The following is a 24,104-nucleotide window of genomic DNA, read 5'->3' on the forward strand; positions in this document are numbered from 1 at the left end:
AGCCCGCTGCCGTCATCGCATGGTCAGCTTGGAGACGATGCCATCAGGCCATCGCCAACCAAGCCCACAAGCGTAAGGCGCAACTGTAATGCTAGGACCGCTCCGGCGACCACCGGAACCGGGTCGATGATGCCCAGCCCCAGAAGCGTGCCGAACATGATCATGAGGGCCGTTGCCGGTACGGCGAGGCCGACCAGGACCACCGATTCGCAGAACGCCAGGACCGCCACGATCGGACCGGCCCAGTCGTGATGGCGTTCCAGGAAATGCATGACCATCTCGACGGCTGCATCCATGATGTGATCCACCTTCGGCCGTTTCAGGGAAGCGGAGAGACGGCGCCGTCGTCGCGGACCTCTTCCAACCGTCCCGACCAGTCCTAGCCACGGCGGCTGACACGATCCTGACGGCCTCCCAATTGCGCCGCGGAATCGCCGGTCCGCATCAGGTGCGTGTCAGCTCGCGACGGCAGGCTGCCGCCGTACACGACACCAAGAAGAAACGGAGACGGGACGATGCAGATATGGGAAGCGGCTGTTCTGGGGCTCTTGCAGGGCCTGACCGAGTTCCTGCCGATCTCGTCGAGCGCGCATCTCAGGATCGCGGGGGAGTTCCTGCCGTCCGGCGCCGATCCCGGGGCGGCCTTCACCGCCATCACGCAGATCGGCACGGAGCTGGCCGTCCTCATCTATTTCCGGGAGGACCTGATGCGGATCGCGACGGCGATGATCCGCCAGACATCGGGGGTCGGCGGCCATGTCCCGGAGGACGCGCGCCTCGGATGGCTCATCGTGGTCGGCAGCGTGCCCATCGTCGTCCTCGGCCTGCTGTTCAGCGGAGCCATCGAAACGAGCCTGCGAAGCCTCTACATCGTCGCCTCCACGCTCATCGTGTTCGGCATCATCCTGGGCGTCGCGGACCGCTACGGCCGCCGGCGCAAGGTGCTGGCCGAGCTGTCGTGGCGCGACGGCCTTCTGCTCGGTTTCGCCCAGGCGATGGCGCTCATCCCCGGCGTGTCCCGGTCGGGAGGCACCATCACCGCGGCCCTGATGCTCGGCTTCACGCGGGAGGCGGCGGCGCGCTACTCCTTCCTCCTCGCCGTTCCGGCGGTGTTCGGGTCGGGCTTCTACCAGCTCGCCAAATCCTGGGGGGAGCCGCAGCACGTCGCCCTCGCCCCGACGATCGTGGCGACCGCCGTCGCCTTCCTCGTCGGCTACATCGTGATCGTGGCGTTCCTGAAACTCGTCTCGCGGGCGTCCTTCATGCCGTTCGTGATCTACCGGACGGTGCTGGGGCTCGCGCTGCTGGCGCTGTTGCAACTCGGCGTGATCACGCCCTGACGGGTGTCGGGCGGGGTGGGGCGAGCGGGGCGAGCGGCACGATCAGCTCGATGGCGAAGGTGGGGCCGGCTCCGATGCGGGCGTCCCCCCCCAGATTGCGCAGGATGCGCCGGACAATGGCCAGGCCGAGCCCGGACCCCGGCGTGTTCCGCGCGCCCTTGTGGAAGCGCTCGAACAGCACGCCGCCCTCGCCGCGGGGGACCGCCGGCCCCTCGTCGGACACGCGCAGGACCGCCGTGCGCTCGTCCCGGCTGGCGAGGGACACCGAGACCTGCCCCCGCCCGTGGCGGAAGGCGTTGTCGAGCAGGTTCCTCAGGGCTTGGCGAAGCTGCCGGTGCGCGTCTTCGACCACCAGACCCTCGGCGACGGCGACGTCGATCGTGCGGGACGCCGCCTCATAGGCCGGGAGCATGTCGGCGACCGCCTCCCGGACGATCCTGGCGAGCTCGATGGGGACGCTTGGTTCATCGGGAGCCCGCTCGCCGCCCTGGTCGGCGCGGGCCAGGACCAGGAGCTGGTCGATGAGGTGGCGCATCTGCTCCATGTCCCGCGCGATGGCGCTCCAGTCGGGGCTTGGCTCGGTGCGCGCCTTCTGCAGCCGCAGATCGAGCACGGCGAGCGGCGTCCTCAGCTCGTGGGCGGCGTCGGCGGTGAAGCGCCGTTCGATCTCATAGGCCGACGACAGGCGGTCCAGCGCCTGGTTGGCGGAGATTGCCAGCGGAACGATCTCTTCCGGCAGTTCGCGCAGCGGGATGCGCCGTTCGGGGTGGGCGACGCCGATGGTCGAGGCGAGGTCGGCCGCGCGGCGGACCGAGCCCAGCATCCAGCGCGCCAGGAAGACGATCGAGACCAGCGAGATGGCCGCCAGGATCGCGATGACCACGGACGATCCGGCCATGCGCTCGCGGAACAGCTGGCACAGCTCCTCGCAGTCCTCCCAGTCGTTGCGGCTTGCGACAAGCACGCGGTTGTCGCCGATCAGGCGCGCCGTGACGGCGGCCCGCGCGCTTTCGGGAAGCGCCTCCGGATTGCGGAACGGCAGCGGCGCGGCACCCGCCGGAGCGCTCGCGACGAGATCGCCGGTGCGCGTGTAGAGCGCGTAGCGCCAGTCCGAAGCGGAGAACTGCATGGGGAACGCGCCGAGGTTCGAACCGTCCGGGGCGGGCGTCACCGTGGCGAGAAGGGTGTCGACCTGCTCGTTCAGGACGTGCGCGCGGATGTCCTCGTCCAGGTCGAGCAGGTAGATCACGACGTTCCCCGCCCCCAGCGCGAAGACGAGCGCCATGACCAGGAGCAGGCGGGAGCGCAGGCTATTCATCCGCAAGCGCCCGCGCCTCCGCCGTCATCTTGTAGCCGACGCCGCGGACCGTCGCGATCTGGACACGGGCGCCCGCCGCCTGGAGCTTCTTGCGCAGGCGGGAGACGATCGCCTCGATCGCGTTCGGCGTGACGGCCTCATGGATGGCGTACAGCCGGTCCTCGAGCTGGTCCTTGATGACGATGCGCGGCGCCGACCGCATCAGCTCCTCCAGCAGCGCGAACTCCTTGCGCCCGAGGTCGAGCGACTGTGCGTCCACCCGCGCGTCCCAGGACGAGACGTCGAAGGTGAGGTTGCCGAGTTCGAAGGACTCCGTCTGGCGCGGCCCCGGTCGGCGGAGGACGGCGCGCAGCCGGGCCTCCAGCTCCCTCAGGTCGAAGGGCTTGACCAGATAATCGTCGGCTCCGGCGTTCAGCCCGGCGAGACGGCTTTCCAGAGAGTCCCGGGCCGTGAGGATGAGCACCGGCACGCCGTGCGACGCCCGCCGCCGGACATGCTCCAGGACGGCCATGCCGCTCGCCCCGGGCAGGCCGAGGTCGAGCACGATGCCGTCGTAGCGGGTGATCCCGAGCGCCGTGCTCGCGTCCTCGGCGGACCCCCCGGAATCCACCACGAAGCCGACCTTCGCCAGATGACCGGCGACCATCTCCGACAGGGCCCGATGGTCCTCCACCAGCAGCAGTCTCACGTCGTCCTCGCCGGCATCAGGCCGCTCGTTCCTGCAGGGACCGCCAACGCCGCAGGAGGTCGTCGCGGTCGCCGGCCAACGTTTCCACGCCGGCCCAGCCGTTCCAGGCGCCGGCGATGCTCCACGCCGGATCGCTGACATGGGCCTGGGGCAGGCGGTAATGAAAGACGGCCCGGCTTCCGATCTTCTCATGGGGAAGCGCCGCCCTCACCCGGTCCGGGAAGAGGTGGAGGAACAGGGGCAGCAGGTCGAGGTCGCGGTTCCGCGTCGGGTTGGCGGCGAGGTAGTCCTCGGCCAGGGTCGGCAGGTCCGGCCAGTAGTCCGGGGCGACGACGCGGCGGACATAGTCGTCCGGATAGGGCGCGGGGAGGAAGGCCGGCGTCAGGCCGCGACCGACCGTCTCGCGGCGCAGCCGGGCGTTTCGCAGAAGGAACGCCTTCAGCACGGCGGTGATCGTGTCGGCGTCGAGGCTGGGCGGATCGATGTTGAAATGCAGCCCCAGCGACCCGAACCACGTCGTCCCAGCGCCACGGGCGCCCGCGTCGCGCAGCACCCGCAAGGCGTCGTCCACGTGGTGCAACTCGCCGACGGGGAGCGGCGCGGTGATCAGTTCGCGTGGCACGACACCGCTCAAAGCCGCGCCGAGCCATGCGGCCAGCACCGGATTCAGGCGAAGGCGCTGGGCCGCCGCCGTTCGCCGCGGGTGGGCGTGGCGCACGTCGAGTTCGACGCTCAGGCGCCCGAGCGCCGTGTCCAGAACATGAAAGGCGTGGGGGTCCTCCTCAACGCAGGTCCCGCCGAACGCGCGCGCCAGCGCCTGAGCGGCGGCCCGGGCGCTGATGCCCAGAAACTCGATCTCCACCCCCACGCGCCGGATCGCCCCTTGCGCGGTTCGCGTCGACGGCGGTCGCTGGAAGCGAGGAGCGGATCGGTGAACGCTCGTGCGACGTTCGGGCAGGGAAACGGTCGCCGGCGGGGGATCGTGATTGTGCATGCCCCGCATGTGGCCCCGCGCTTCCGCTTTCCAAGATGGTCCGCTGCAACGCACAAAATTCCCGTCATGGACACCGGTCGCGTCCAAGGCCCGGTCTCACCGCAAGGCGCACAAGACCTGACTGGACGCGCGATGGTCGTGCCCCCAAATAGGCGGACGCCACTTGGGGAACCCTGAATCCATGCCGATCACCGCGCGCTCCGCAGCCTTCGTCATCGCCGCCGGCCTGTGCGTCGCCACTCCCGCCGCCGCGGCCGAACCGGCGGCCGGCACCGGGCCGCTCTGCTCGCCAACGGTGTCCGCCGCCCTCACCAGTTGGGACATGGGGCTGCAGGCCGCCGGGAAGTTCGGCGACCGCGCCGTCGCCCTGGCGAGGGAGAAGGGACGGGAGTACATCCTACCGTTGCTCGGCATTGATCCGGCGGAGTCTCCGCCCGGCGTCGAGGATGGGACCGGCGCCATCGGCCGTCTGCTCGAATCGAGCCGGCAGGATCCGCAGCAGCGTCTGGATTTGTGCATGGCGATCAGCGGGGCGGTCGAATCGGCGAAGGGCTCGACGGCGGCCGGCCTGGAGGCGCTGAAGCGGGCTCTGGACGGCGTCGCCCAGTCGGCACCGGCGGAAAAGCCAGTGGAGGAACAGATACGAATCTGACGGTTTCCGCAGGCGGAACGGGACGGGCGCGTCCGGATCGTCCGGGGGTGCCACCAACGGTTTCGGGCCGCCACCCCGACTTCACGGTTGCGCGAAGGCGTGCCGAAACCACATGATCGGGGCAGGTGCAACAAAGACGGAGCGCCCCCGGCGACCGGCCGGGGACACCATGAACGTTTCAAGCGGCCCTTGTGGGCCGCAGGGTATCCGGCCCGACCGGATGTCCTGCGGCGTTCCCCCGCAGCCCGATTCGGGCGATTCCCAAGACGCAGACCCGCGGCCCGACACGCCCTGGCAGCCAAGCCGGGCGTCGAGAGCCGGTGCTGGAACCAGGCCAGGGCGCCCCTCGCCCCGCCCGGCCCACGCCCGTGGTCAGCAGCCCAACCGCCCCTGAGCCGTTGGAGCCCGCCGTCTCTTCTCACGTCCGGAATCGCCCGTCATGCTGTCTTTTGAAATCGCCATCATCGTCGCGCTGACCCTGTTGAACGGGGTGTTCGCCATGTCCGAGCTGGCCGTCGTCTCGTCGCGGAAGGCCCGGCTGCAGAGCATGGCCGATCAGGGCAACGGCGGCGCCCGGATGGCGCTGCGGCTGATCGATGACCCGAGCCGCTTTCTCAGCACGGTGCAGATCGGCATCACGATGGTCGGCGTCGTCGCCGGCGCGTATGGCGGCGCGACGCTGGGCGACCGGCTCGGCCAATGGCTCGACAGTTTTCCCGCCCTGGCCGGACGCGGCGAACTGCTCGGCGTCGGCGGCGTGCTGGTCGTCATCACCTATTCGTCGATCGTCCTGGGCGAGCTGATTCCCAAGCGGATCGCGCTGAAGAGCCCGGAGCGCGTGGCCTCGCTGATCGCCCCGCCGATGCGCCTGCTGTCGCGCATCGCCGCCCCCTTCGTCTGGCTGCTCGGGGCGTCGACCGACCTGCTGCTGCGCCTGCTTGGTCTGCACGGGGCGCGGGAGGAATCGGTCACCGAGGAGGAGGTCCGGTCGATGATCTCCGAAGGCACGCAAGCCGGCGTGTTCGCTCCGGCCGAGAAGGAGATGATCGACGGCGTGCTGCGGCTGGCCGACCGGACGGTGCGCACCATCATGATCCCGCGCCCCGACGTCGCGTGGCTCGATCTGGGCAAGACGCAGGCCGAACAGCTGGCAGCGATCCGCGCTGGGGGCCATTCCCGCTACCCGGTGTGCCGCGGTGAGCTCGACGAGCTGGTCGGCGTCATCCACACCCGCGATCTCGTCAACGCCCTCGTCGAGGGCCGCCCGTTCGACCTGGAGGCCCAGGCTGCCCGGCCCCTGGTCGTGCATGACGGCACGCCGATCCTGAAGCTGCTGGAGCTGATGAAGACCTCCGGCCACCATCTGGCGGTGGTCGTCGACGAGTATGGCAGCATCGAGGGCATCGTCACGCTGACCGACATCCTGGAGACCATCGCCGGCGATCTTCCGGAGGCCGGCGAGGCCATGGAAACCGCGGCGGTGCGCCGGGAGGACGGGTCCTGGCTGGTGGAAGGTTGGATGCCGGTGGACGAGTTCGAGGACACCGTCGGGCTGCGCGGGGTGCGCGGCACCGGTGACTTCCACACGGTGGCCGGTCTGGTGCTCCATCACCTGGGCCACGTCCCGGTGGCCGGCGAAGCGTTCGAATGGGAGGGCGTCCGGGTGGAGGTCGTGGACATGGACGGCCGCCGGATCGACAAGGTGTTGGTCGTTCCCCGGCTCGATTCTTCTGCCGTGGCCGATGAATAACCGGGGCGTCGGTAACCGCAAGGGCGCGCCGTGCGCTCGGCGGTTTCCGGTGGACCCGATGCCGGTCCTGCCGTGACGGCAAACGGGCGCCCGGCCGCGCTGGGTGCGAGGCGCCCGTTCCGTCGCTGTTACTGCGTCGACTGCGTTTGTCCCGGTGTGGAGGACGGCTGCGCTGCAGGAGGAGAGGACTGGCTTCCGCTGTTCTGCTCCCCACAGGCCGCCAGACCAAGGGCGAACAGGCCGGCGATCAGGATGCGCTTGGCACAAGTCGTAGCATTCACCTCGATAATTGCCTTTAAGACGCCCGGACGCATGCGGCGATGTGGCGTCAGCGCGGGCATATGGCAGTGGCCCAGCAAATTGCCAATGATATTATTGGCTGATGTTGCTGGAAGTCAGAAAATTATTACCGAAGCATCGGCGCCTTTCTCTGAAAAAAGCTTAGCATACTCACGAAGAAGTCTTCTTATTCCCGCGGCGCGCCGGATTTTTCACATTCTGCCGGCCGGAAAAAAATTTGCGAACCGGTGGGATGAAAGGTTGGGGGGTGTTGGTATGCAGCGGTCGAAACTGACCTGTTGGGGAGCATGGACATCTCTCGCCACCTCGGGGTGCTGCGTCGCTACGCGCTGGTATTGACGCGCAATTCCGAACGCGCCGAAGATCTGGTGCAGGAGGCGGCCCTGCGTGCGTTGGAGGGTGCGCACACCTGGCAGGATGGCAACGACCTGCGGAAATGGCTGCTGGCCATCGTGCACAACACCCATGCCTCCCGCTGCCGCCGCAAGCACACGGAAAGCGCCGCCGAGGCGGCCATTGCGGCGCAGGCGATCCGGGCACAGGCGCCCAACCAGACCGATCGGGTGTCGCTCGGCGAGACGGTGGCGGCGCTGATGACGCTTCCCGAGGAGCAGCGCGAGGTGCTGATGCTCGTCGCGGTCGAAGGGATGAGCTACCGGGATGCCGCCGAATGCATCGGCATCCCGCTGGGCACGCTGATGTCCCGGCTCAGCCGCGGGCGCGCGGCGTTGCGTGCGGCGGCCGACCAGGACGCGCCGGCTCCACATTTGCGACTGGTAAGGTGATTCATGGCGACGCCCGTGACCGAAGACGACCTGCTTGCCTTCGTGGACGATGAGCTTCCTCCCGAGCGGCGCATCGAGGTCGAGGCCTATCTCCAGGGGAACCCGGCCCTGGCCAGCCGCGTCATGCAGGATCTCCGGCAACGCGACAAGCTCCGCCTCTACCTCATGACCGAGCCGGACAGCGGCGCGGCGCCGGAAGCGTCGGCGGTCGTCCCCCTCGACACGGAACACCCGCCGCCCAGCCTCCGCCGTTCAGCCACCCGCCGGATGCTGATGCTCCGCAGGGCGGCGGCGGCGCTCATCCTGATCGGTGTCGGCTGGACGGCGCACACGCTGGTCGATCCGGTCGCCGCCGCGCACCCCATTCCGGTGTTCGCCGACGAAGCGGTCGAAGCCCACCGCGCGGCGATGGACACCGGCCCGTCCTTCAACGGGCTGCCACCGGAGGAGGCACCCCGGCTCGCCCAGGTCGTCTCGCGCCTGGTCGGTTCACAGCTGCCCCTGCCGAGCTTTCCGGGCCAGCTGATGCCCTTGGCGTCGCGCATCGTCCCCTGGGATGAAGGCAGCGCGGTGCAGGTCGTCTACATGACGCAGGATTTCGAGCGCGTGACGCTTTTCGCCGCCGAAGGCAAGGAATTCGCCGTCACCGCTCCGACGATGGCCGACGTCCAGGGCCTGTCGGTCGTCTACTGGCAGCAGGGGACCCACGTCTACGCGCTGTGCGCGAGCATCCCGGCCGACCAGCTGCTCGACGTGGCGAACACCACGCAGACGTCCTGGTTCTGAAGACGCCACGTCATCCACGACAGAAAGAGGCGTTCATGTTCAACCAATATCCCAACCAAAGCCCCAACCAAAGCCAATGGGGCGCCGCCGCGGGGATGGACCGCGCGGCGTTCGACGAGGGCCTGCGCAAGCACATGCTGCGGGTCTACAACTTCATGATGCTCGGCCTTGGCGTGACGGGGCTGGTGGCGCTGCTCGTGGCGAGCACGCCGGCGCTGTACGTGCCGATCTTCACGACCCCGCTGAAGTGGGTGGTGATGCTGGCGCCGCTGGCCTTCATCATGGTGCTGTCCTTCCGCTTCCACGCGATGTCGGCGACCGCGCTGCAGGGGCTGTTCTGGGCCTTCTGCGCGGTGATGGGCGTGTCGATGGCGTCGATCTTCCTGGTCTTCACCGGGGCCAGCGTGGCGCGGGTGTTCTTCATCACCGCGGCGATGTTCGCGGCGATGAGCCTGTGGGGCTATACCACCAAGGCCGACCTGTCGAAGATGGGCTCGTTCCTGATGATGGGCCTGATCGGCATCGTGATTGCCAGCCTGGTCAACATCTTCGTCGGCTCCAGCGCGCTGCAGTTCGCCGTCTCGGTCATCGGCGTGGTCATCTTCACCGGCCTGACCGCCTACGACACCCAGCGCATCAAGGAAGAGTACGCCGAGGGTTACGGCCACGAGGGCAACACCAAGCTCGCCGTCATGGGCGCCCTCTCGCTCTACCTCAACTTCATCAACCTCTTCCAAATGCTGATGCAGCTCATGGGCAGCCGCAACGAGTAGACGGCGCCACCACGAGGCTCCGGTTTCCCAACCTTTCTCCAACCAACGAGAGCACAACCGCAATCATGGACCAGACCGAACGCCAGATCATTGACGACCTGTTCGCCAAGCTGCGCCAGGCCGAGGCCCAATCCGGCCCGCGCGACCCGCAGGCCGAAGCCCACATCCGCGACACCATCGCCCGCCAGCCGGGCGCGCCCTACCTGATGGCCCAGGCCATCGTGATGCTGGAGCAGGCGCTCGCCGCCTCGCAGAACCAGAACCAGGAGTTGGAGCGCCAGCTTCAGGAGCGCCCGGCGGCTGGTGGTGGTGGCCTGTTCGGCGGTCTGTTCGGCGGCGGCGCCACGCCGGCCCCGGCGCCGCAGCGCCCCGGCGGCTCGCCCTGGGGCCAAGTGCCGGGCGCCGCCCCGGCCTACGGCGACCCGCGCGTGGCCGCCTACGCCCAGCAGCCGCAGCGGGCCGGCGGCGGCTTCATGGCCGGCGCCATGCAGACCGCCATGGGCGTGGCCGGCGGCATGCTGATCGGCAGCGCGCTGTCCAGCGCCTTTTCCGGCGGGGAGGCGAACGCCGCGGAACCGGAACCGGCCGCGGAACCCGAAGCGTCGGCCTGGGATGAGGATCCCGGTTTCGGCGAGGATGAGGAATTCTGAGCCATGGCCGGGAACCGGCTCTCGGCCGCGCCGGTTCCCGGCCTTCAACCCTTCGGCGACCGGGAAAAGCGTCGCCCGATGCGCTTTGCACGCCGGGCGAACGGCCAGATGACCAGGGCCTGCAGGACCGAGCCCGCCGCACCCGTGGTGCAGCCGGCCAGGACGCCGGCATGCACAACCCCCAGCAACGCCATGACCGCCCCCTCCGCCGCGCCGACCGCCACGGCGGCGAGCAGGAGGCGTTGCCGTCGGGTGACAAGCACCGCCAGCACGGCGACCGCCAAGCCCGTAACCGGGTTGGCGACCGCGCCGGTGAGCGCGCCGACCTGTTCGATGAGGGGGCCGAATGCGTCCTGACGGTCCATCGCCGGTTCCTGGCTGGAAGTCTCAGGCATATGGGGACCAACCGGACGGATCGCGCGTCGCCAATGGGGTGATGCGCGAAACCCCGCCCACCGGCCGCCGCGGGCCACGCCAACCGATTCAATCACCCCGACCGAAGGATATCCGCTGATGGACGGCTTGCTGGCTCTGGCCGCCGAACCCGCCGCCTGGGCCGCGCTCGCGACGCTGATCGCGATGGAGGTCGTGCTCGGCATCGACAACCTGATCTTCATCTCGATCCTGACCAACAAGCTGCCCGAGCATCAGCGCGAGCGGGCCCGGCGGATCGGCATCGGCGCGGCCATGCTGCTGCGCCTTGGCCTGCTCGGCCTTGTCGCCGTCATCGTACAGTTGACCGAACCGGTCATCGACCTCTCCGGCAAGGGCCTGTCCTGGCGCGACCTGATCCTGATCGCCGGTGGCCTCTTCCTGGTCTGGAAGGCGACCAAGGAGATCCACCACAACGTCGACCCCGACCCCAACCCCGACCTGTTCGACACCCGGGCGCCGACGGTGGGCTTCGCGGCGGTCATCGGCCAGATCCTGGTCCTCGACCTCGTGTTCTCCATCGACAGCATCATCACCGCCGTAGGAATGACCGAGCACGTCGCCATCATGGTGATCGCCGTCGTGTTCACCGTCGCCGTCATGCTGTTGGCGGCCACGCCACTGGCGAACTTCATCAACGCCAACCCGACCGTGGTGATGCTGGCGCTGGGCTTCCTGCTGCTGATCGGCACCACGCTCATCGCCGAGGGCTTCGGGGCGCATGTGCCCAAGGGCTACATCTATGCCGCGATGGCCTTCTCCGCTTTGATCGAAGGGCTTAACCTGCTGTCCCGGCGGGCCAGACGGAAACGTGAGCATCCGGCGCCGGGCAAGCCGCGGAACCAATCGGCCGAATGACGGCCAAGGTTGAAGAATCCGCTTCGCGCATCGGGAATGGGAGGCGTCGATGGGACTGAGCGTTTGGGAAATCCTGATCCTGCTGCTGATCGCCGCGATCCTCTTCGGGGCCGGCAAGCTGCCCCAGGTCATGGGCGATCTCGGCAAGAGCGTCCGCGCCTTCAAGGCCGGGTGGAGCGAGGACGATGCGCCGGGAACGGCCGCCGACAACACCGCCCGTGGGGTCGCGGCACCGCCGCCGGAGGGCGGCAGGCGTTCGGGAACCGAAGCCTGAAGGTTTTTCACCGACCCGCGGGCGGCGAGGGAGCGCCGACAGGGAGCGGAATCGCCGCATCGGAGCGGGGAACGGGAGACGTCCGTGTCACAGATTCCCGATGACGGACCCGATCGTCAGGCCGATCTGGCGTATGAAGCCGGAGACGTCTTCACGGCGGCCTTGACCCGCTACTTCGCCGAGCGGCATGCCCGCGTGGACCGCTTCGTCGCCCGTCACTTCACGGTCGGCGGCAGCTTGGCGCTGCACCGGGAGGCGCTGGGTTGGGATCTGCTCCGCGTGCTGGTCAATCTGCTGCTGACCGTGCCCGCCGCGGCCCTGAAGGTGGGCGCCGTCGTCAGCCGCCGACTCGGTGCCGCATCGCTGGCGTATTGGCTGGACACCCGCGACCTCTTCCTGAACACGGCCGTCGCACGCCGGATCGAGCACCTGATCCGGACGGAGCTGCTTGGCCTCTCGGTGAACCAGGCGCAGGAAGGGAAACCGTCCGACGACGCGCTGTTCGCAGCCATGCTCGACGACCCACGCGTGTCCCACAGGCTGCTGAGGTCGTTGCCTGCGGGTGGCGTATCGGACGCGGGACTTTCCGCGATCCTCGCCACGTACCGTGGGACCCGCACCGCGGCCGGCGAGGTCTCAAGCGCTTTCGTCAGCCTGGGCGTCGGTGCGTTGGCCTTCGGCGCGATGACGCCAGGGATGATGACGCTGGGGCCGAGCGTCGCCGCGGTGCTTGCGCACCAGACCGCGGTGGCCGGCTTTCCGCTTGGCGCCACTCTCGGGGGACTGTGGTACGCGATAGTCCCCGTCACGGTGCCGGCGAACCTGCTGATCGTCACCATCATCGCCCTGGTGCTGCTCAGCGCCAGCCTGGCCGCGTTTGCGGGGGTGGTGGCCGGTCCCGTCCAGCGGAGTCTCGGGGTCCATCAGAGGCGCTTGCACCGCATGCTGGACGTTCTCGAAGCAAATCTGCGCGGCCCGGCTCGGGAAAGCCTGGTGGTGAAGGACCATTATGTCGCCCGTCTGCTCGATCTGTTCGACTACGCGGCGGCGGCGTCCCGGTTTTTCCGCTCGGGATGATGCTGGCCGGCGGCGGAATCGTCGCTGCAGGGGAGCGGCACCGCGTGCCCCATTTGGCGGAAAGAATGGAACGGAAGCCGCTCCGTCGCGATAGACGGCATGCCATATACTCTGTTGATCACGCGGCGGCGTTCGGGAGCGATCAGGAACGTCCATTGGCAATGGCTGGCGAGACGAAAGCATGCGCAGCACTCCTACAGCGAAAACCGAGAACGCGGTGATCGGTGAACAGCTTCATGACCGTACAGGCGTCGATCAGAGTTCTCCGCGCGCCGCTCTCCTTCTGGGAGCGCTGGGCATCGTGTACGGCGACATCGGGACCAGTCCGCTTTACACGTTGCGCGAGATCTTCATACAGGGCGGAATCACGCCGGACCACACCCATGTGCTCGGTGCCCTGTCCCTGATCTTCTGGGCGATCCTGCTGGTCGTCACCGTCAAGTACGTTGTCTTCGTGATGCGTGCCGACAACAAGGGAGAGGGCGGCGTGCTCGCCCTCACCGCCCTGGCGCTCCGCCGCCGCCAGGGAGGAATGCGATCCGTCGCCATTCTGACCCTCGGCATCCTGGGCACCGCCCTGTTCTACGGAGACGCCGTCATCACCCCGGCCATTTCGGTTCTCGGCGCCATCGAAGGCCTGAAGGTGGCTTCGCCGGCCCTCATGACCTGGGTGCTGCCCCTGACACTGGGGGTCCTGGCCGCTCTCTTCGCCGTCCAGCGTTTCGGGACGGCCGGGGTCGGCCGGATGTTCGGCCCGGTGATGCTCGTCCGGTTCCTGACGTTGGCCGTGCTCGGTGCCGCGCAGATCGTCGCCACTCCGGGGGTTCTGTCGGCCGTCTCGCCGCACCATGCGATCCTGTTCCTGGCCGAACAGGGCTGGACGGGCTTGCTGGTCTTCGGCGCCGTCGTCCTGTGCGTGACCGGCGCGGAGGCGGGCACCGTCAACTTGATGGCGGTTTGTCGAGCCGGCGCGGAGTGATGGTGCAGACGCCGAGGTGCTGCCCGATCACGCGGCCAAGCGGGCGCCAGCCACGTCCGCCCAGGCCTGAAAGGCTTGGGCCCGGGCGGCGCGGTATTCGGCGGCGGTGCGGTGGTCGCGGCGGAGATGGAAGAGGTTGGCGATCGGATCGTGAATGGCGAGAAAGCGCTGCACCTGTTGCGGTGACTTGTAGCGCTTCATCTGGCGCTCGCGGCGTCGGGTCGGCTGATGGGAATTCTCAGCGCGGTTGTTCAGCCCTTTGTGCTGGCGATGCTCGCAGCGCAGCGTCAGGTCCTTCTTGGCCGCTGCATAAGACTTCAGCTGGTCGGTTATCAGCACACGCGGGGCTCGGCCCTGCTTCTTCAGCAGCTTGCGCAACAGACGCTTGGCCGCCCGCTTGTTGCGCCGGCGCTGGACGAGCACGTCGAGGACGAAGCCATCCTGATCGACCGCCCGCCACAGGTAGTGCTTTGCGCCCGCGATGCTGATCACGACTTCGTCCAAATGCCACTTGTCGCCCTGCGCCAGTCGACGCTGGCGGATGCGGTTGGCGATCACCTGACCGAACTTCCGGGCCCATTGCCGGACCGTCTCGTGGCTGACGACGATGCCCCGCAGCGCCAGCATCTCCTCGACCATGCGCAGGCTGAGCGGAAACGTTCGGCTGTTCCGTGCGTGGTGCGAAAGCAGCGGCCATGGATGGTTTCCCGCGTCTCCGGCCACGGTGGCGGCCTTTGTCGCGTCCATTGCCAAGCAGCCGTTCCGGCGGATCGTCACCAAGCGTGGCAAGCCCACCGCGATCACCACCGGTCCGGTCGCGGCGGCCACCATGAAGCAGTACCTGTGGGCCATCGGCCTGCTGCACCGCTCCGCTGATCTGCCGGACTCGACCAAGACCGGCAAGGTCGGTTTCGCCGTCGACGCCTTCGAGCGCGACGTTGGGGTGTGGCAGCGGCAAGCGCCGGCGCTCACCCGTGAGGCCAGCGACCGCATGGTCGCCGAGATCGAGCGGCGCCTCGGCGACGCCCGCGAGGACGGCAAACCAGCCTCGCTCTATGATCTGCGTGACCGGGCGCTGCTCCTCGTTTGGCGCGACACGCTGGCCCGGGTCGGCGAGGTGGTGCGGCTGCGCTGGGACGACTTCGAGCGTCACCCGGTCAAAGCCAGCGGTTCGGTCCGCATCCGCCGCAGCAAGACCGACCAGAAGGGCCAGGGCCACATGCGCCACCTGACCGCCGAGGCGGTGGCGGCCCTGGACGTGTGGCGCGACGCCCACGCCGAGGCCATCGACCAGGCGCTCGCCGCCATACCGGAACCGTCAGCGGGCCACGTGGAGGCTGCGCAGAGGCGGACGCGCTGGGCCGCCCTCGCGGCGGCGCGCGACTTCGTCTTCGTCGGCGTGCACCGCGCCGGCATCACGCCATTGTCCGACACCGCAGCCGTCCGCGTGCTCAACGACCGCGCCGCCGACGCTGGTGTGCTGCAGCGCTTTTCCGGGCACAGCGTGCGCGTCGGCACCACGCAGGACCTGCTCGCCAACGGCCACGAGGTGGCCGCCATCGCCCAGGCCGGCGGCTGGAAAGACATCAAGATGGTGCTGCGCTACGGGGACCGCCTGCTCACCGAGCGCAGCGCCGTGGCGCAGGCTGAAGCGTCTCGAAGCAGAAGAAAGCCGTAGTGCTCAAGCCGATTGGCAGCCTGCACCATGGCCGAAGTCACGCGGCAATGTCGACGACGATCTTGCCAATGGCACTTCCATCCTTGATCGCGACATGCGCCTCGTCAGCCTGTTCCAGGGAGAAGCGGCGCGGATCGAGCCGAGGCAGGAGCTTGCCAGCTTCGACCAGGGAGGCGGCTTGGCGCAAAATATCACCGTGATGCCGCATCCCTTCTCCCGTCAGCATAGGAAGCAAGGTGAAGACGCCCGAATAGGTCGCGGCACGGAATGACAGCGGCGACAGCGCGTGCGTCCCCCAGCCCAGGCAGCTGACCACATGCCCGAAGCGCCGGACCGCTTGGAAGGAGGCGTCGAGCACCGGCCCACCAGCGGTGTCATAAACCAAGTCGAAGCCGCGGCCCTGCGTGTGACGGGCAACGTACGCTTCAACCGTCTCGGCGCGGTAATCGATGGCGGTGGCGCCCAACTGCTCGACAGTTGTCTTCTTATCCGCAGAGTCCGTCGCCCAGACGGCCGCTCCAAATGCACGGGCAACTTGTACGGCCACATGACCCACACCGCCGGCGCCCCCCTGCACCAGAACCGTTTGGCCGGCTCGGATGCCGGCGCGATCGACCAATCCCTCCCAGGCCGTGATGGTGATCAGCGGCAGTGCAGCCGCCTCACGCATTGTCAGATTGGCCGGCTTGTGCGCGAGCAAGTCGGCCTCGACCGCGGCATATTCCGCCAGCGAGCCCTGCCGGCCGCCGACGCCGCCGGTCATCCCATAGACCTGATCGCCCGCCTTGAAGGAGGTGACTCCGGAACCGACGGCAACGACCTCGCCCGCCAGGTCGATGCCGAGTATGGCCGGCAGCGGGTGCTTGGCGTGCGCCGCTGCGCCGGCACGGATCTTGGTGTCCAGCGGATTGACGCCGCTGGCGGCGATGCGCACCAGCACCTGACCGGGCCCGGCCGCTGGCCGTGGAACATCGGTCAGACGAAACGGGGCGTCGTACGCGTCCAGCACCAAAGCGCGCATTGAGTTGTTCAGTTCATGGGACATGATCGTGACCCTTTCTGGGAATTGTGCGTTGACGCGACTGGGTCTGAAGTTCGGCCAAACACAGATGTTTGAAAATTAACATTCTTGTTCGCAGAGCATGCATTTCTGTATGATGCGACATGGAGTGGAGCGACCTTCGAGTCTTTCTGGCGATTGCCCGCGAGGGCACGCTCGGTGCGGCGGCCCGGCGCATCGGACAGACCCAGCCGACCATGGGGCGACGTTTGCGCGCGCTGGAGAAGGCGGTCGGCCACACGCTGTTCCAGCGAACAAGCGATGGCCTCGTGCTGACGGACGAAGGGACCGCTGTGCTGCGCCATGCCGAGCGCATGGAGGAGGAAAGCCTTGCCTTGGAGCGTGTGCTGGCCGGACAGGGAGGGCGTTTGGAGGGCAACTTGCGGGTGTCGTCCTCCGACTGGTTCGGCCTTCACATACTGACACCACTTATTTATGAGTTCACACGGCGTCATCCGGGCGTCACTGTGGAACTGCTGACCGATGCGCGGTTGTTAAGCCTGTCAAGGCGGGAGGCGGACCTCGTGTACCGCATCCGTCCGTTCGACGAGCCGGAAGTGGTGCAGCGTAAGCTGACCCGTATCGAATACGCTCTTTACGGTGTCGCCGGGAGCCCAACGCCGAAGGCTGGTGATGGCACAGGCTGCGCACTGGTCACAATGAACTCCACCTTCGGCGGCATGCCGGATGTCGCGTGGCTCCAGCGAATGCTCCCCAACGCCCGCATTGCGTTTCGAAGCAACAACCGCGATGCCCAAGCTTACATGTCTGCCTTGGGCGTCGGATTGGCTGTTCTCCCACGCCCTATTGGGGATGCGTTGGACGGCCTGCAAGTCATCGATCTTGGCGAGCCGCCACCAGGACGCGATGTTTGGATCGGCTATCATCAGGATCTTCGCCGTTTGGCGCGGCTGCGCGCCTTCCTCGATCTGACGATCGAGCATCTTTCGAAAGATTGACACCATGTTCTGCCCGGTCGGCTATACCATGGAAGGCTCGCCGCGCCGTGAACCAACGAGGCGCGCCGGCGCCCTCCGCTGATGTATCCGCAGGGCGTTGGCGAAAAGACCTCGCCCAGCCAAGTCGCCGGGGACCACCGGCGGGTCAAGCCCGAGGTGGTCGAGTCGACGCATCGGTCTTCCGTGCTCGCGACCTTAGCAATATCAAGGTTGCCGCTCAGGTCAGGGGTTGATGCTGCCAAGAACCTGTCGCATCCGGACAGCCGGAACTGTTCAAACGTTGTTGGCATCAGACATCGCGCGCCACCCCGCCGCTTTGCTCGATCGCGTTGATCAGCCGATGCAGTTTGACGGCGTCTCCGAACGTCGGACTTTGAAGGGTGCCGGACGTCATGTCGGACGCAATCAGTTCGTAGAGCTTCCTCACGTTGCCCGCCAGGACGTTGTCGTCGGCACTGAAGCCCTCGGGTACGGAGATCGGATGAAGGGTCTCGTCTGCTTGCGCGCCCATCAGCTTGAATCCGCCCAGACCTACGTAGCCGACAGGACTCGTAAGCAACAGGTCGCCCCTGGTGCCGTTGATCTCGATATGGAAATTGGTTGCGCGCGACAGTCCGCCGCGGAAATGGCATGTCACGAGGCCGCCAGACGTGAGCCTGCCAGAGAAAGCTATTTGATCCGCGACGTCGAGCGGGACAACTTCCGTGCTTCCTGTAATCCTTATCGTCTGACGGCGACGAACCAATGTCCCCGACACGCTCAGGAAGTCTTCGCCGAGCGCGAACAGCAGGGCGTCGATTGTATGGGCGAACGGCACGTGCAGCATGCTCGCGCCCTTGGACGGGTCCAGGGTGTATCGAAAAGCCTCTTCGAGTTCCTCCCCCCACGTGATTCCTGAACCGATGACCGACACCGAGAGCACCTCGCCGAGATAGCCTTGTTTTATCAGCTTGCGCATGTGCCGGAGGGTCGGGTTCGCGCGTGTTTGGAGGCCGATCACGGCCGAGACGCCTTTTTCGGCGGCAAGCGCGTTCATTGTCTCAGCGTCCCGAAGGTTCATACCAAGCGGCCATTCGGAAAACACCGACTTCCCTGCCTGGAGCGCTGCGGTCACGAGATGAAGGTGTTCCGGCACCCTCACGGTCACGACCACCAGATCGACATCGGGATGGTTCACAAGCTCGTCGGTCGATGACACCGCGTGCTCGAAACCGAACTTCTCAGCCGACGCCCTCGCGGTTTCGATCCGGCTGTGGTTCAGGGCAGAAAGTCGGAACTGCGGCAAGTCCCTCAACGCAGGCACATGGGCGGTCGAGGCCCAACCACGGTCGGGGTGAACGCCGATGATGCCAACCCTGATCGGTGCATGGGTCATTGGGCGCGCTCCTTGACGTGATTTCCAGAATGACTTGGCGGAGTTCAAGCTTGGCGATCCGCCCCGGACCATCCTTGAATTCCCGGGCTTCGTGGTGGTGCCCGAAGCTGTGCATGTTGGCCGGACGTGTGTCGTCGGTGGGCGGGAAGACGAGATGGTCCTCCATTGGCCGTGTCACGTTCATCCTGCTCTCGGACACTCGGTCCATTTCGGCGTTATGGTGCAGATGACGTCCTCGCATCGAACGCAGGTGATCTTGGGCGCCGAAACCGATGAGACCTACTTCCAGGATCGTGTCATTTGCATTCTCCCAGAAGTCCGAGGCCCATCTCCCAGAGCTTTTGAGCGTTGGCGCTGTCGAGCGCATATGCGGCCACGCCCTCCAATCTCGACTGGGGGCGACTCGGCACGACGGGAGCCTCGACGCAATTTTCGAAATAGCGTCCATTCATTCCCTCGACCAACGGCGAAGCCGCGAGGAGCACCGATGTCGCCGCGCCTTCCTCAGAGGTCTTGCGAAGGTGCTCGGGCGTGCGGAGCCCGCCTGTGTGACGCTGGAGGTTGGTTGCGATGGCTCCCGGATTGAGCGCGTTCGATACGATCCCATCTTCGGCCCATCGATCTTTGATGCCCACCGACAGAAGGGTGCATGCCGTCTTCGACTGCGCGTACGCGAGGAGCGGATCGTAGGGGATGAAGCGGAAGTGCGGGTCGTCCCAGAAAACCGGGCCGAACAGACTCCCACTGGAACTCACGGACACGACGCGTGCGCCCTGGGCTTGGGCAAGAGAGCGGCGGAGGCCGAGTGTTAGGGCGAAATGCCCCAGAAAGTTGGTCGCGAACTGCATCTCCCATCCTTGGGGAGAGTGCTGCAGATCCGGCAAGGCCATGATGCCCGCGTTGTTGATGAGCGCGTGGACGGGGCCTTCCCAGTTGTCGACGAAACGCCCGACTGATCGGAGGTCTGCGAGGTCCAGTTGACGGACCCGGACGTCGTGATTGGCGCTCCTGACCCGAATGTCCGCCGCGACCTCGTCCGCTGCGTCCGGACGGCGGGCGGCGATGACGACGGCGGCTCCGGCCGCGGCGAGTGCCGAGGTCGTCTCGATGCCGATACCGCTTGCACCACCCGTGACGATCATCGTCTTCCCCCGGAGATCGATGCCTCTCAGAACTTCAGAAGCGGTCGAATGGAATCCGAATGACGATTGGAGCATGGCAGCCTCGTTGGACGCTGATGTCGTAACGGGATCACGAAATCGATGGTTATTCCGTGATCTTGACGAAGCCCTGCTGCACGAGCTGGATCGTCCGAGCCATGGCATCGAGATTGATCTTTATGCGGGGAAGAAGATCAGCATTGCCCCAGCCGTTCACTTTCGCGGTCGCGCCGCAGAGTTCGACCTTGACGCCGACGTCAATCAGGTCGGCCACCAGCTTTTTGTATGGGTTGCCAGTGGCGATGTTGCGCGACGCATTGTAGGCTGCGTCGTTCAACGTGACGTGGCCCGCGTTTGTGTGGAAGACAACGATCACATCCGACGCCGCTTTCCAGTTTGTGATATCCATGGTGATCAACTGAAGATGGAACAGCGCCGCCGGCAGGTCGCCTTCGAACTCAAGGCCCCCGATGCTGTGGACTGACCTCACTTCCTTCAGTTCGACCGGAATATCGATGAACAGAGCGCTTTTTGTTTCTGACATTGCCGTCTCCTTAATCCGTTGGATTATCGGCGGACCCGGGTTCTGGAGGCGCGGGAGGCCCGTGCGAGGAACGCGCCAGTATGGGATTGGTGGATGGCCGGTGGTTCCTGTTAGACGCCCGCGTAGACAAGCCGGGTAAAGAAGCCCGGGTCGATGACGAAATTGCCCCACTTGGCATCAAAGGATGCCGTCGGCTTGGCCGCGACCGCTTCGTCCCGCGAGTGTCCCTGGCGCTTCAGCGCGGCGACGTTCTCGCGGATGGTGACGAGCATGTCGCGGAATTCCTGCAGTTCAGCGCGGTTGCTCACCGGATTTCCGTGGCCCGGAATGATAATCGTCTTGCTGGTCGACGCGGCCAAGTTGGCATCCGAGGCGGCGATCATCCCGTCGATGCTGCCGCCCGTCGAATAATCGATGAACGGATAGATCCCGTTCCAGTAGGTGTCGCCGACATGGAGAACGTCTGCCTCGCCGAACATCACCGAGATGTCGCCGTCGGTATGCGCCGGACCGTAGTGTTTCATGGCGAGCGACTGCCCGTTCAGCTTGAGCGAATGCTCTTTGGAAAAGACCTGCGTCGGCACGCCGCTGTGCTCCAGCGGAACGAAATTGTAATCCCAGTCCTCCACCCGCTGCACCTGCGACAGGTATTTTCGGGTGTTCTCATGCGCGATGATCTTGGCTCCACCCTCGCCGATCCAGGCGTTGCCGTCCGCGTGATCGAAATGCCAGTGGGTGTTGATGAGATGGGTCACTGGTTCGGATGACAGCGCGGAGAGCGCCTGCGTCATCTGGGGGCGGGAGACGCCGATGCCCGCGTCGATCATGACGAGGCCGTCCTTGCCGGCCAGGACCGCGACGTTGCCGCCGGAGCCTTCGAGGATGGTGATGTCGTTTCTCAGTTTGTGGGTGGCGATCACGGACTTGGCGGCGCTGTCCTTGATGAGGCTCACCAGGCCGCGTGCCTCGGCATAGGCCGCGCGTGGGCTCATCCAGCCTCCTGTGGCGGCGAAACTCGCTGCGCCCATGCAGCAAAGGCAAAATCCACGGCGGGAGAGCATGTGTTCGGACGTCATGACATACCTTTCCGCAGCCGGCAGCGGTGAGCCGACAGCTGTCGAAGCTGATTTGAAAGGTTGAGGGCAGGCATCTCGGCCTGCCCGGGCCGTCACGATCGGATGAAAGCCAGAAGGTCGGCGTTGATCACGTCAGCGTGGGTGGTGAACATCCCGTGCGGATAACCGTCGTAGACCTTGAGCGTCCCGTTCTTGAGCAGCTTGACAGAGAGTTCGGCGGAGTCCGCGATGGGCACCACCTGGTCGTCGCTGCCATGCATCACCAAGACCGGAACGTCGATGACCCGCAGGTCATCGGTAAAATCGGTCTCCGAGAAGACCTTGATGCACTCATAGTGCGCGTTCGCTCCGCCCATCATGCCCTGACGCCACCAATTGCGGACCGTGCCTTCGGAGATGACCGCGCCGGGGCGGTTGAAGCCGTAGAACGGGCCGCTCGCGATGTCGAGGTAGAGCTGCGCCCGGTTGGCTGCCAGAGCCGCGCGGTAGCCGTCGAAGACGTCGATGGGAAGTCCTCCGGGATTCGTTGCGGACTTGACCATCACGGGCGGAATGGCGGAGATGAGGACCGCTTTGGCGACCCGGCCTTTGCCATGCCGGGCGACATATCTGGTAACCTCTCCGCCGCCCGTGGAATGGCCGATGTGGATCGCGTCGCGGAGGTCGAGCGCGTCGGCGAGTGCGGCGACGTCGGCCGCGTACGTGTCCATGTCGTTGCCGCCCGAGGTCTGGCTGGAGCGGCCGTGGCCCCTGCGGTCATGGGCGATGACCCGGAAACCTTTTCCGATGAAGTACAGCATCTGGTTGTCCCAGTCGTCGCTGCTCAGCGGCCACCCATGGTGGAACACGATCGGCTGCCCGGCGCCCCAGTCCTTGTAGAAAATCTGGGCGCCGTCTTTCGTCTTGATGCTGCTCATGGTCTCATTCCCATCTGCACTGGTTGCGCTGGTTGAATTTGGCGACGCCGTGGTGGCCAAGGACTCCAGGGGCCGCGTCGTGACGAGGACGGCGGCCGTGCCGATCAACACGTCCCGTCTGGTCGCGCCGGGTGTTGAAATCGCTTCTTTCGCATTCATGTCTCTTCCCTCCGTCGGGCGGACACGGTTCCACCGGCAGCCGCCGGGCTTAAGTCAGACCGCGCGCTTTGGCCGCCCTGCCGGAGAGTGCGAGGTGGTCAGCCCAAGACTGGAGCCGCCGCCGCCCACTCTTTCCGCGTTGTGGGCGTGCCGTCGATCATTTCGACGACGTCTTTGGATTTCGAAAGCGTCGTCATCAGCGACTTCGGCCCCTCGAACGGCCTGCCGCCGATATGCCAGCCGTCGGTATGAAGTTCCTCGATGAGGACCCATACCACCTCGCGAAAGGCCTCCGAGCCCTCGAACTTCACCATGACATCGGTCAAAGCCTTGGCCATGGCGTGCTTCTCTTCCGGCGTGAACACGCCGTCGACCAGTTTCACGTTGACGAATGGCATGACATTTTCCCTTTCTTGAAGGAGTGAGGGTGCTGCTCTATTCGGCGACGTCGATAACGATCTTGCCGTTGGCGGTGCGCTTTTCGATTTCGCCGTACGCTTCCGCGACAGTCTCGAAACTGAAGCGGCGGGGGTCGACGAGAGGGGTGATCTTCCCGGCTTCGGCAAGCCGCTTGGCCTCTCGCAGGATCGCCCCGTGATGGGCTCGGCCTTCGCCGGTCAGCATCGGCAACAGCGTGAAGACACCCGAATAGCTCGCCGCGCGGAACGACAGGGGAGCAAGTGAATGCGTGCCCCATCCGAGGCAGCTCACCACATGGCCAAAACGCCGGACAACGTTGAACGCGGTATCAAGCGCGACACCGCCCACCGTGTCATAGACAATATCGAAACCTTGGCCGCTGGTGTGATCGCCAACATACTCCTGAGGAGTTGTCTGCTCACGGTCGATTGCCGTTGCGCCGAGACGCTCGATGGTGTCCCCCTTCGCAGCTTTGTCGACCGCAAAGACCTCGGCTCCAAAAGCCGAAGCGATCTGGATTGCCATCTCCCCGACCCCACCAGCCCCCAGAACAAGCACCTTTTGGCGGGCTTGGACCTGGGCCCGGTCGACCAAACCTTCCCAAGCCGTGATGAAAACAAGGGGGAGCGCGGCCGCCTCGCGCATGGTGAGATTGGATGGCTTCGGTGCGAGAAGATCGGCATCAACCGTAGCAAACTGCGCCAGCGAGCCTTGATGGCCGCCCACACCTCCGGCCAATCCATACACGTCATCTCCGACGGCAAACCGGCTCTCGCCGGCACCGACGGCCTCGATGGTCCCGGCAAGGTCCATTCCCAGAATGGCGGGAAAAGGATGTTTCGCGTGCGCCGCGTTGCCGCTTCGGATCTTGAGATCCAGCGGGTTGACGCTGCTCGCCTTGATCCGAACCAAGACTTCGCCGGCCAGGGGCTGTGGGCGAGCGATGCTGGCCCGAGTGAAGGGTGCGTTGGGCCCACGCAGGACGAGCGCATCCATTACAGCGGTGGTCATGTTCGATCCCCCTCAGCCGCGCTTCTGTCGTTCGTTGCCGAATGATCGGCACGCAAAGACGATGACCGAAGAAGCCGAAGAGCATCCAG

26 protein-coding genes and 1 pseudogene are annotated in these 24,104 nt (G+C 66.3%); 13 read left to right on the plus strand and 14 right to left on the minus strand.

Annotated features, from left to right (window positions below; genetic code table 11):
- Window positions 1-23: 23 nt before the first annotated feature.
- Window positions 24-296 (minus strand): hypothetical protein, encoded by a 273-nt coding sequence (locus FHW79_RS30395; RefSeq protein WP_183182374.1) that lies wholly within the window; start codon window positions 294-296, stop codon window positions 24-26.
- A 219-nt stretch (window positions 297-515) separates the two neighbouring features.
- Here FHW79_RS30395 and FHW79_RS30400 point away from each other — a divergent pair, with 219 nt between their 5' ends.
- Window positions 516-1,340, plus strand: a complete 825-nt coding sequence (locus FHW79_RS30400) for an undecaprenyl-diphosphate phosphatase (RefSeq protein WP_183182375.1) — start codon at window positions 516-518, stop codon at window positions 1,338-1,340.
- On the opposite strand, the gene FHW79_RS30405 is transcribed toward FHW79_RS30400, so the two are convergent.
- Genes FHW79_RS30405 through FHW79_RS30415 form a run of 3 tightly spaced genes read right to left on the minus strand, consistent with a single transcriptional unit; the run spans window position 1,330 to window position 4,349 of the window.
- Complete coding sequence (locus FHW79_RS30405; RefSeq protein ID WP_247884691.1) at window positions 1,330-2,658, minus strand: HAMP domain-containing sensor histidine kinase; 1,329 nt, start codon at window positions 2,656-2,658, stop codon at window positions 1,330-1,332. The genes FHW79_RS30400 and FHW79_RS30405 overlap by 11 nt on opposite strands.
- On the minus strand, window positions 2,651-3,346 hold the full coding sequence (locus FHW79_RS30410) for a response regulator transcription factor (RefSeq protein ID WP_183182377.1): 696 nt from the start codon (window positions 3,344-3,346) through the stop codon (window positions 2,651-2,653). The genes FHW79_RS30405 and FHW79_RS30410 overlap by 8 nt, the downstream gene beginning before the upstream one ends.
- Window positions 3,347-3,362: 16 nt before the next feature.
- The gene (locus FHW79_RS30415) at window positions 3,363-4,349 is read right to left on the minus strand and encodes an amidoligase family protein (RefSeq protein WP_348984319.1); all 987 of its coding nucleotides are present in this window, start codon (window positions 4,347-4,349) and stop codon (window positions 3,363-3,365) included.
- Between the two features lie 172 nt (window positions 4,350-4,521).
- On the opposite strand from FHW79_RS30415, the gene FHW79_RS30420 reads away from it, so the two are divergent.
- The 6 genes from FHW79_RS30420 to FHW79_RS30445 all read left to right on the plus strand — a co-directional run bounded on the left by FHW79_RS30420 (window position 4,522) and on the right by FHW79_RS30445 (window position 10,036).
- Window positions 4,522-4,992, plus strand: coding sequence for a hypothetical protein (locus tag FHW79_RS30420; RefSeq protein WP_183182378.1), 471 nt, complete (start codon window positions 4,522-4,524; stop codon window positions 4,990-4,992).
- 439 nt (window positions 4,993-5,431) lie between these two features.
- On the plus strand, window positions 5,432-6,742 hold the full coding sequence (locus FHW79_RS30425; protein ID WP_183182379.1) for a hemolysin family protein: 1,311 nt from the start codon (window positions 5,432-5,434) through the stop codon (window positions 6,740-6,742).
- 587 nt (window positions 6,743-7,329) lie between these two features.
- Window positions 7,330-7,827, plus strand: coding sequence for a sigma-70 family RNA polymerase sigma factor (locus FHW79_RS30430; RefSeq protein WP_183182380.1), 498 nt, complete (start codon window positions 7,330-7,332; stop codon window positions 7,825-7,827).
- A gap of 3 nt (window positions 7,828-7,830) precedes the next feature.
- Window positions 7,831-8,613, plus strand: a complete 783-nt coding sequence (locus tag FHW79_RS30435) for an anti-sigma factor (protein ID WP_183182381.1) — start codon at window positions 7,831-7,833, stop codon at window positions 8,611-8,613.
- Between the two features lie 35 nt (window positions 8,614-8,648).
- On the plus strand, window positions 8,649-9,386 hold the full coding sequence (locus FHW79_RS30440; RefSeq protein WP_183182382.1) for a Bax inhibitor-1/YccA family protein: 738 nt from the start codon (window positions 8,649-8,651) through the stop codon (window positions 9,384-9,386).
- A 65-nt stretch (window positions 9,387-9,451) separates the two neighbouring features.
- The gene (locus FHW79_RS30445) at window positions 9,452-10,036 is read left to right on the plus strand and encodes a DUF2076 domain-containing protein (RefSeq protein ID WP_183182383.1); all 585 of its coding nucleotides are present in this window, start codon (window positions 9,452-9,454) and stop codon (window positions 10,034-10,036) included.
- A gap of 44 nt (window positions 10,037-10,080) precedes the next feature.
- Here FHW79_RS30445 and FHW79_RS30450 read toward each other — a convergent pair whose 3' ends face one another.
- Entirely contained in the window at window positions 10,081-10,401 is a 321-nt protein-coding gene (locus tag FHW79_RS30450) for a hypothetical protein (RefSeq protein WP_183182384.1), read from the minus strand.
- A gap of 148 nt (window positions 10,402-10,549) precedes the next feature.
- Here FHW79_RS30450 and FHW79_RS30455 point away from each other — a divergent pair, with 148 nt between their 5' ends.
- The 4 genes from FHW79_RS30455 (at window position 10,550) to FHW79_RS30470 (ending at window position 13,656) form a co-directional block, all read left to right on the plus strand.
- Window positions 10,550-11,326, plus strand: a complete 777-nt coding sequence (locus FHW79_RS30455; protein ID WP_183182385.1) for a TerC family protein — start codon at window positions 10,550-10,552, stop codon at window positions 11,324-11,326.
- 49 nt (window positions 11,327-11,375) lie between these two features.
- Window positions 11,376-11,600: a twin-arginine translocase TatA/TatE family subunit gene (gene tatA / locus FHW79_RS30460; protein ID WP_183182386.1), complete on the plus strand. Its 225-nt coding sequence runs from the start codon at window positions 11,376-11,378 to the stop codon at window positions 11,598-11,600.
- 84 nt (window positions 11,601-11,684) lie between these two features.
- On the plus strand, window positions 11,685-12,677 hold the full coding sequence (locus FHW79_RS30465) for a DUF6635 family protein (RefSeq protein ID WP_183182387.1): 993 nt from the start codon (window positions 11,685-11,687) through the stop codon (window positions 12,675-12,677).
- Window positions 12,678-12,858: 181 nt separating this feature from the next.
- A complete protein-coding gene (locus FHW79_RS30470; RefSeq protein ID WP_183182388.1) occupies window positions 12,859-13,656 on the plus strand; it encodes a KUP/HAK/KT family potassium transporter in 798 nt (265 codons plus the stop codon).
- Window positions 13,657-13,683: 27 nt separating this feature from the next.
- On the opposite strand, the pseudogene FHW79_RS30475 reads toward FHW79_RS30470, so the two are convergent.
- A pseudogene (locus FHW79_RS30475) lies at window positions 13,684-14,313 on the minus strand (IS6 family transposase); the annotation flags it as partial.
- Between the two features lie 172 nt (window positions 14,314-14,485).
- Between FHW79_RS30475 and FHW79_RS30480 the strand changes: the two are divergent.
- Window positions 14,486-15,334 (plus strand): tyrosine-type recombinase/integrase, encoded by an 849-nt coding sequence (locus tag FHW79_RS30480; RefSeq protein WP_183182389.1) that lies wholly within the window; start codon window positions 14,486-14,488, stop codon window positions 15,332-15,334.
- Window positions 15,335-15,371: 37 nt separating this feature from the next.
- Here the strand turns inward: FHW79_RS30480 and FHW79_RS30485 are convergent, their stop codons facing one another.
- A complete protein-coding gene (locus FHW79_RS30485; RefSeq protein ID WP_247884689.1) occupies window positions 15,372-16,379 on the minus strand; it encodes a zinc-dependent alcohol dehydrogenase family protein in 1,008 nt (335 codons plus the stop codon).
- 119 nt (window positions 16,380-16,498) lie between these two features.
- Between FHW79_RS30485 and FHW79_RS30490 the strand changes: the two genes are divergently transcribed.
- Entirely contained in the window at window positions 16,499-17,353 is an 855-nt protein-coding gene (locus tag FHW79_RS30490) for a LysR family transcriptional regulator (protein WP_183182390.1), read from the plus strand.
- Between the two features lie 289 nt (window positions 17,354-17,642).
- Here the strand turns inward: FHW79_RS30490 and FHW79_RS30495 are convergent, their stop codons facing one another.
- The 7 genes from FHW79_RS30495 to FHW79_RS30525 form a co-directional block, all read right to left on the minus strand.
- Window positions 17,643-18,728 (minus strand): Gfo/Idh/MocA family oxidoreductase, encoded by a 1,086-nt coding sequence (locus FHW79_RS30495; RefSeq protein ID WP_183182391.1) that lies wholly within the window; start codon window positions 18,726-18,728, stop codon window positions 17,643-17,645.
- Window positions 18,729-19,024: 296 nt separating this feature from the next.
- Window positions 19,025-19,870, minus strand: coding sequence for an SDR family NAD(P)-dependent oxidoreductase (locus tag FHW79_RS30500; RefSeq protein ID WP_183182392.1), 846 nt, complete (start codon window positions 19,868-19,870; stop codon window positions 19,025-19,027).
- Between the two features lie 124 nt (window positions 19,871-19,994).
- Complete coding sequence (locus tag FHW79_RS30505; protein ID WP_183182393.1) at window positions 19,995-20,432, minus strand: DsrE family protein; 438 nt, start codon at window positions 20,430-20,432, stop codon at window positions 19,995-19,997.
- 110 nt (window positions 20,433-20,542) lie between these two features.
- Window positions 20,543-21,508: an MBL fold metallo-hydrolase gene (locus FHW79_RS30510; protein WP_183182394.1), complete on the minus strand. Its 966-nt coding sequence runs from the start codon at window positions 21,506-21,508 to the stop codon at window positions 20,543-20,545.
- A gap of 92 nt (window positions 21,509-21,600) precedes the next feature.
- Window positions 21,601-22,425 carry an alpha/beta hydrolase gene (locus FHW79_RS30515; RefSeq protein ID WP_183182400.1) on the minus strand — a complete coding sequence of 275 codons (825 nt, stop codon included), beginning with the start codon at window positions 22,423-22,425 and terminating at the stop codon, window positions 21,601-21,603.
- A gap of 257 nt (window positions 22,426-22,682) precedes the next feature.
- Window positions 22,683-22,982 carry a tautomerase family protein gene (locus FHW79_RS30520; RefSeq protein ID WP_149272682.1) on the minus strand — a complete coding sequence of 100 codons (300 nt, stop codon included), beginning with the start codon at window positions 22,980-22,982 and terminating at the stop codon, window positions 22,683-22,685.
- A gap of 37 nt (window positions 22,983-23,019) precedes the next feature.
- Window positions 23,020-24,015 carry a zinc-dependent alcohol dehydrogenase family protein gene (locus FHW79_RS30525; protein WP_247884690.1) on the minus strand — a complete coding sequence of 332 codons (996 nt, stop codon included), beginning with the start codon at window positions 24,013-24,015 and terminating at the stop codon, window positions 23,020-23,022.
- Between the last annotated feature and the right edge of the window lie 89 nt (window positions 24,016-24,104).

The sequence above is a fragment of the Azospirillum sp. OGB3 genome, from assembly GCF_014192915.1.
GTDB lineage: Bacteria > Pseudomonadota > Alphaproteobacteria > Azospirillales > Azospirillaceae > Azospirillum.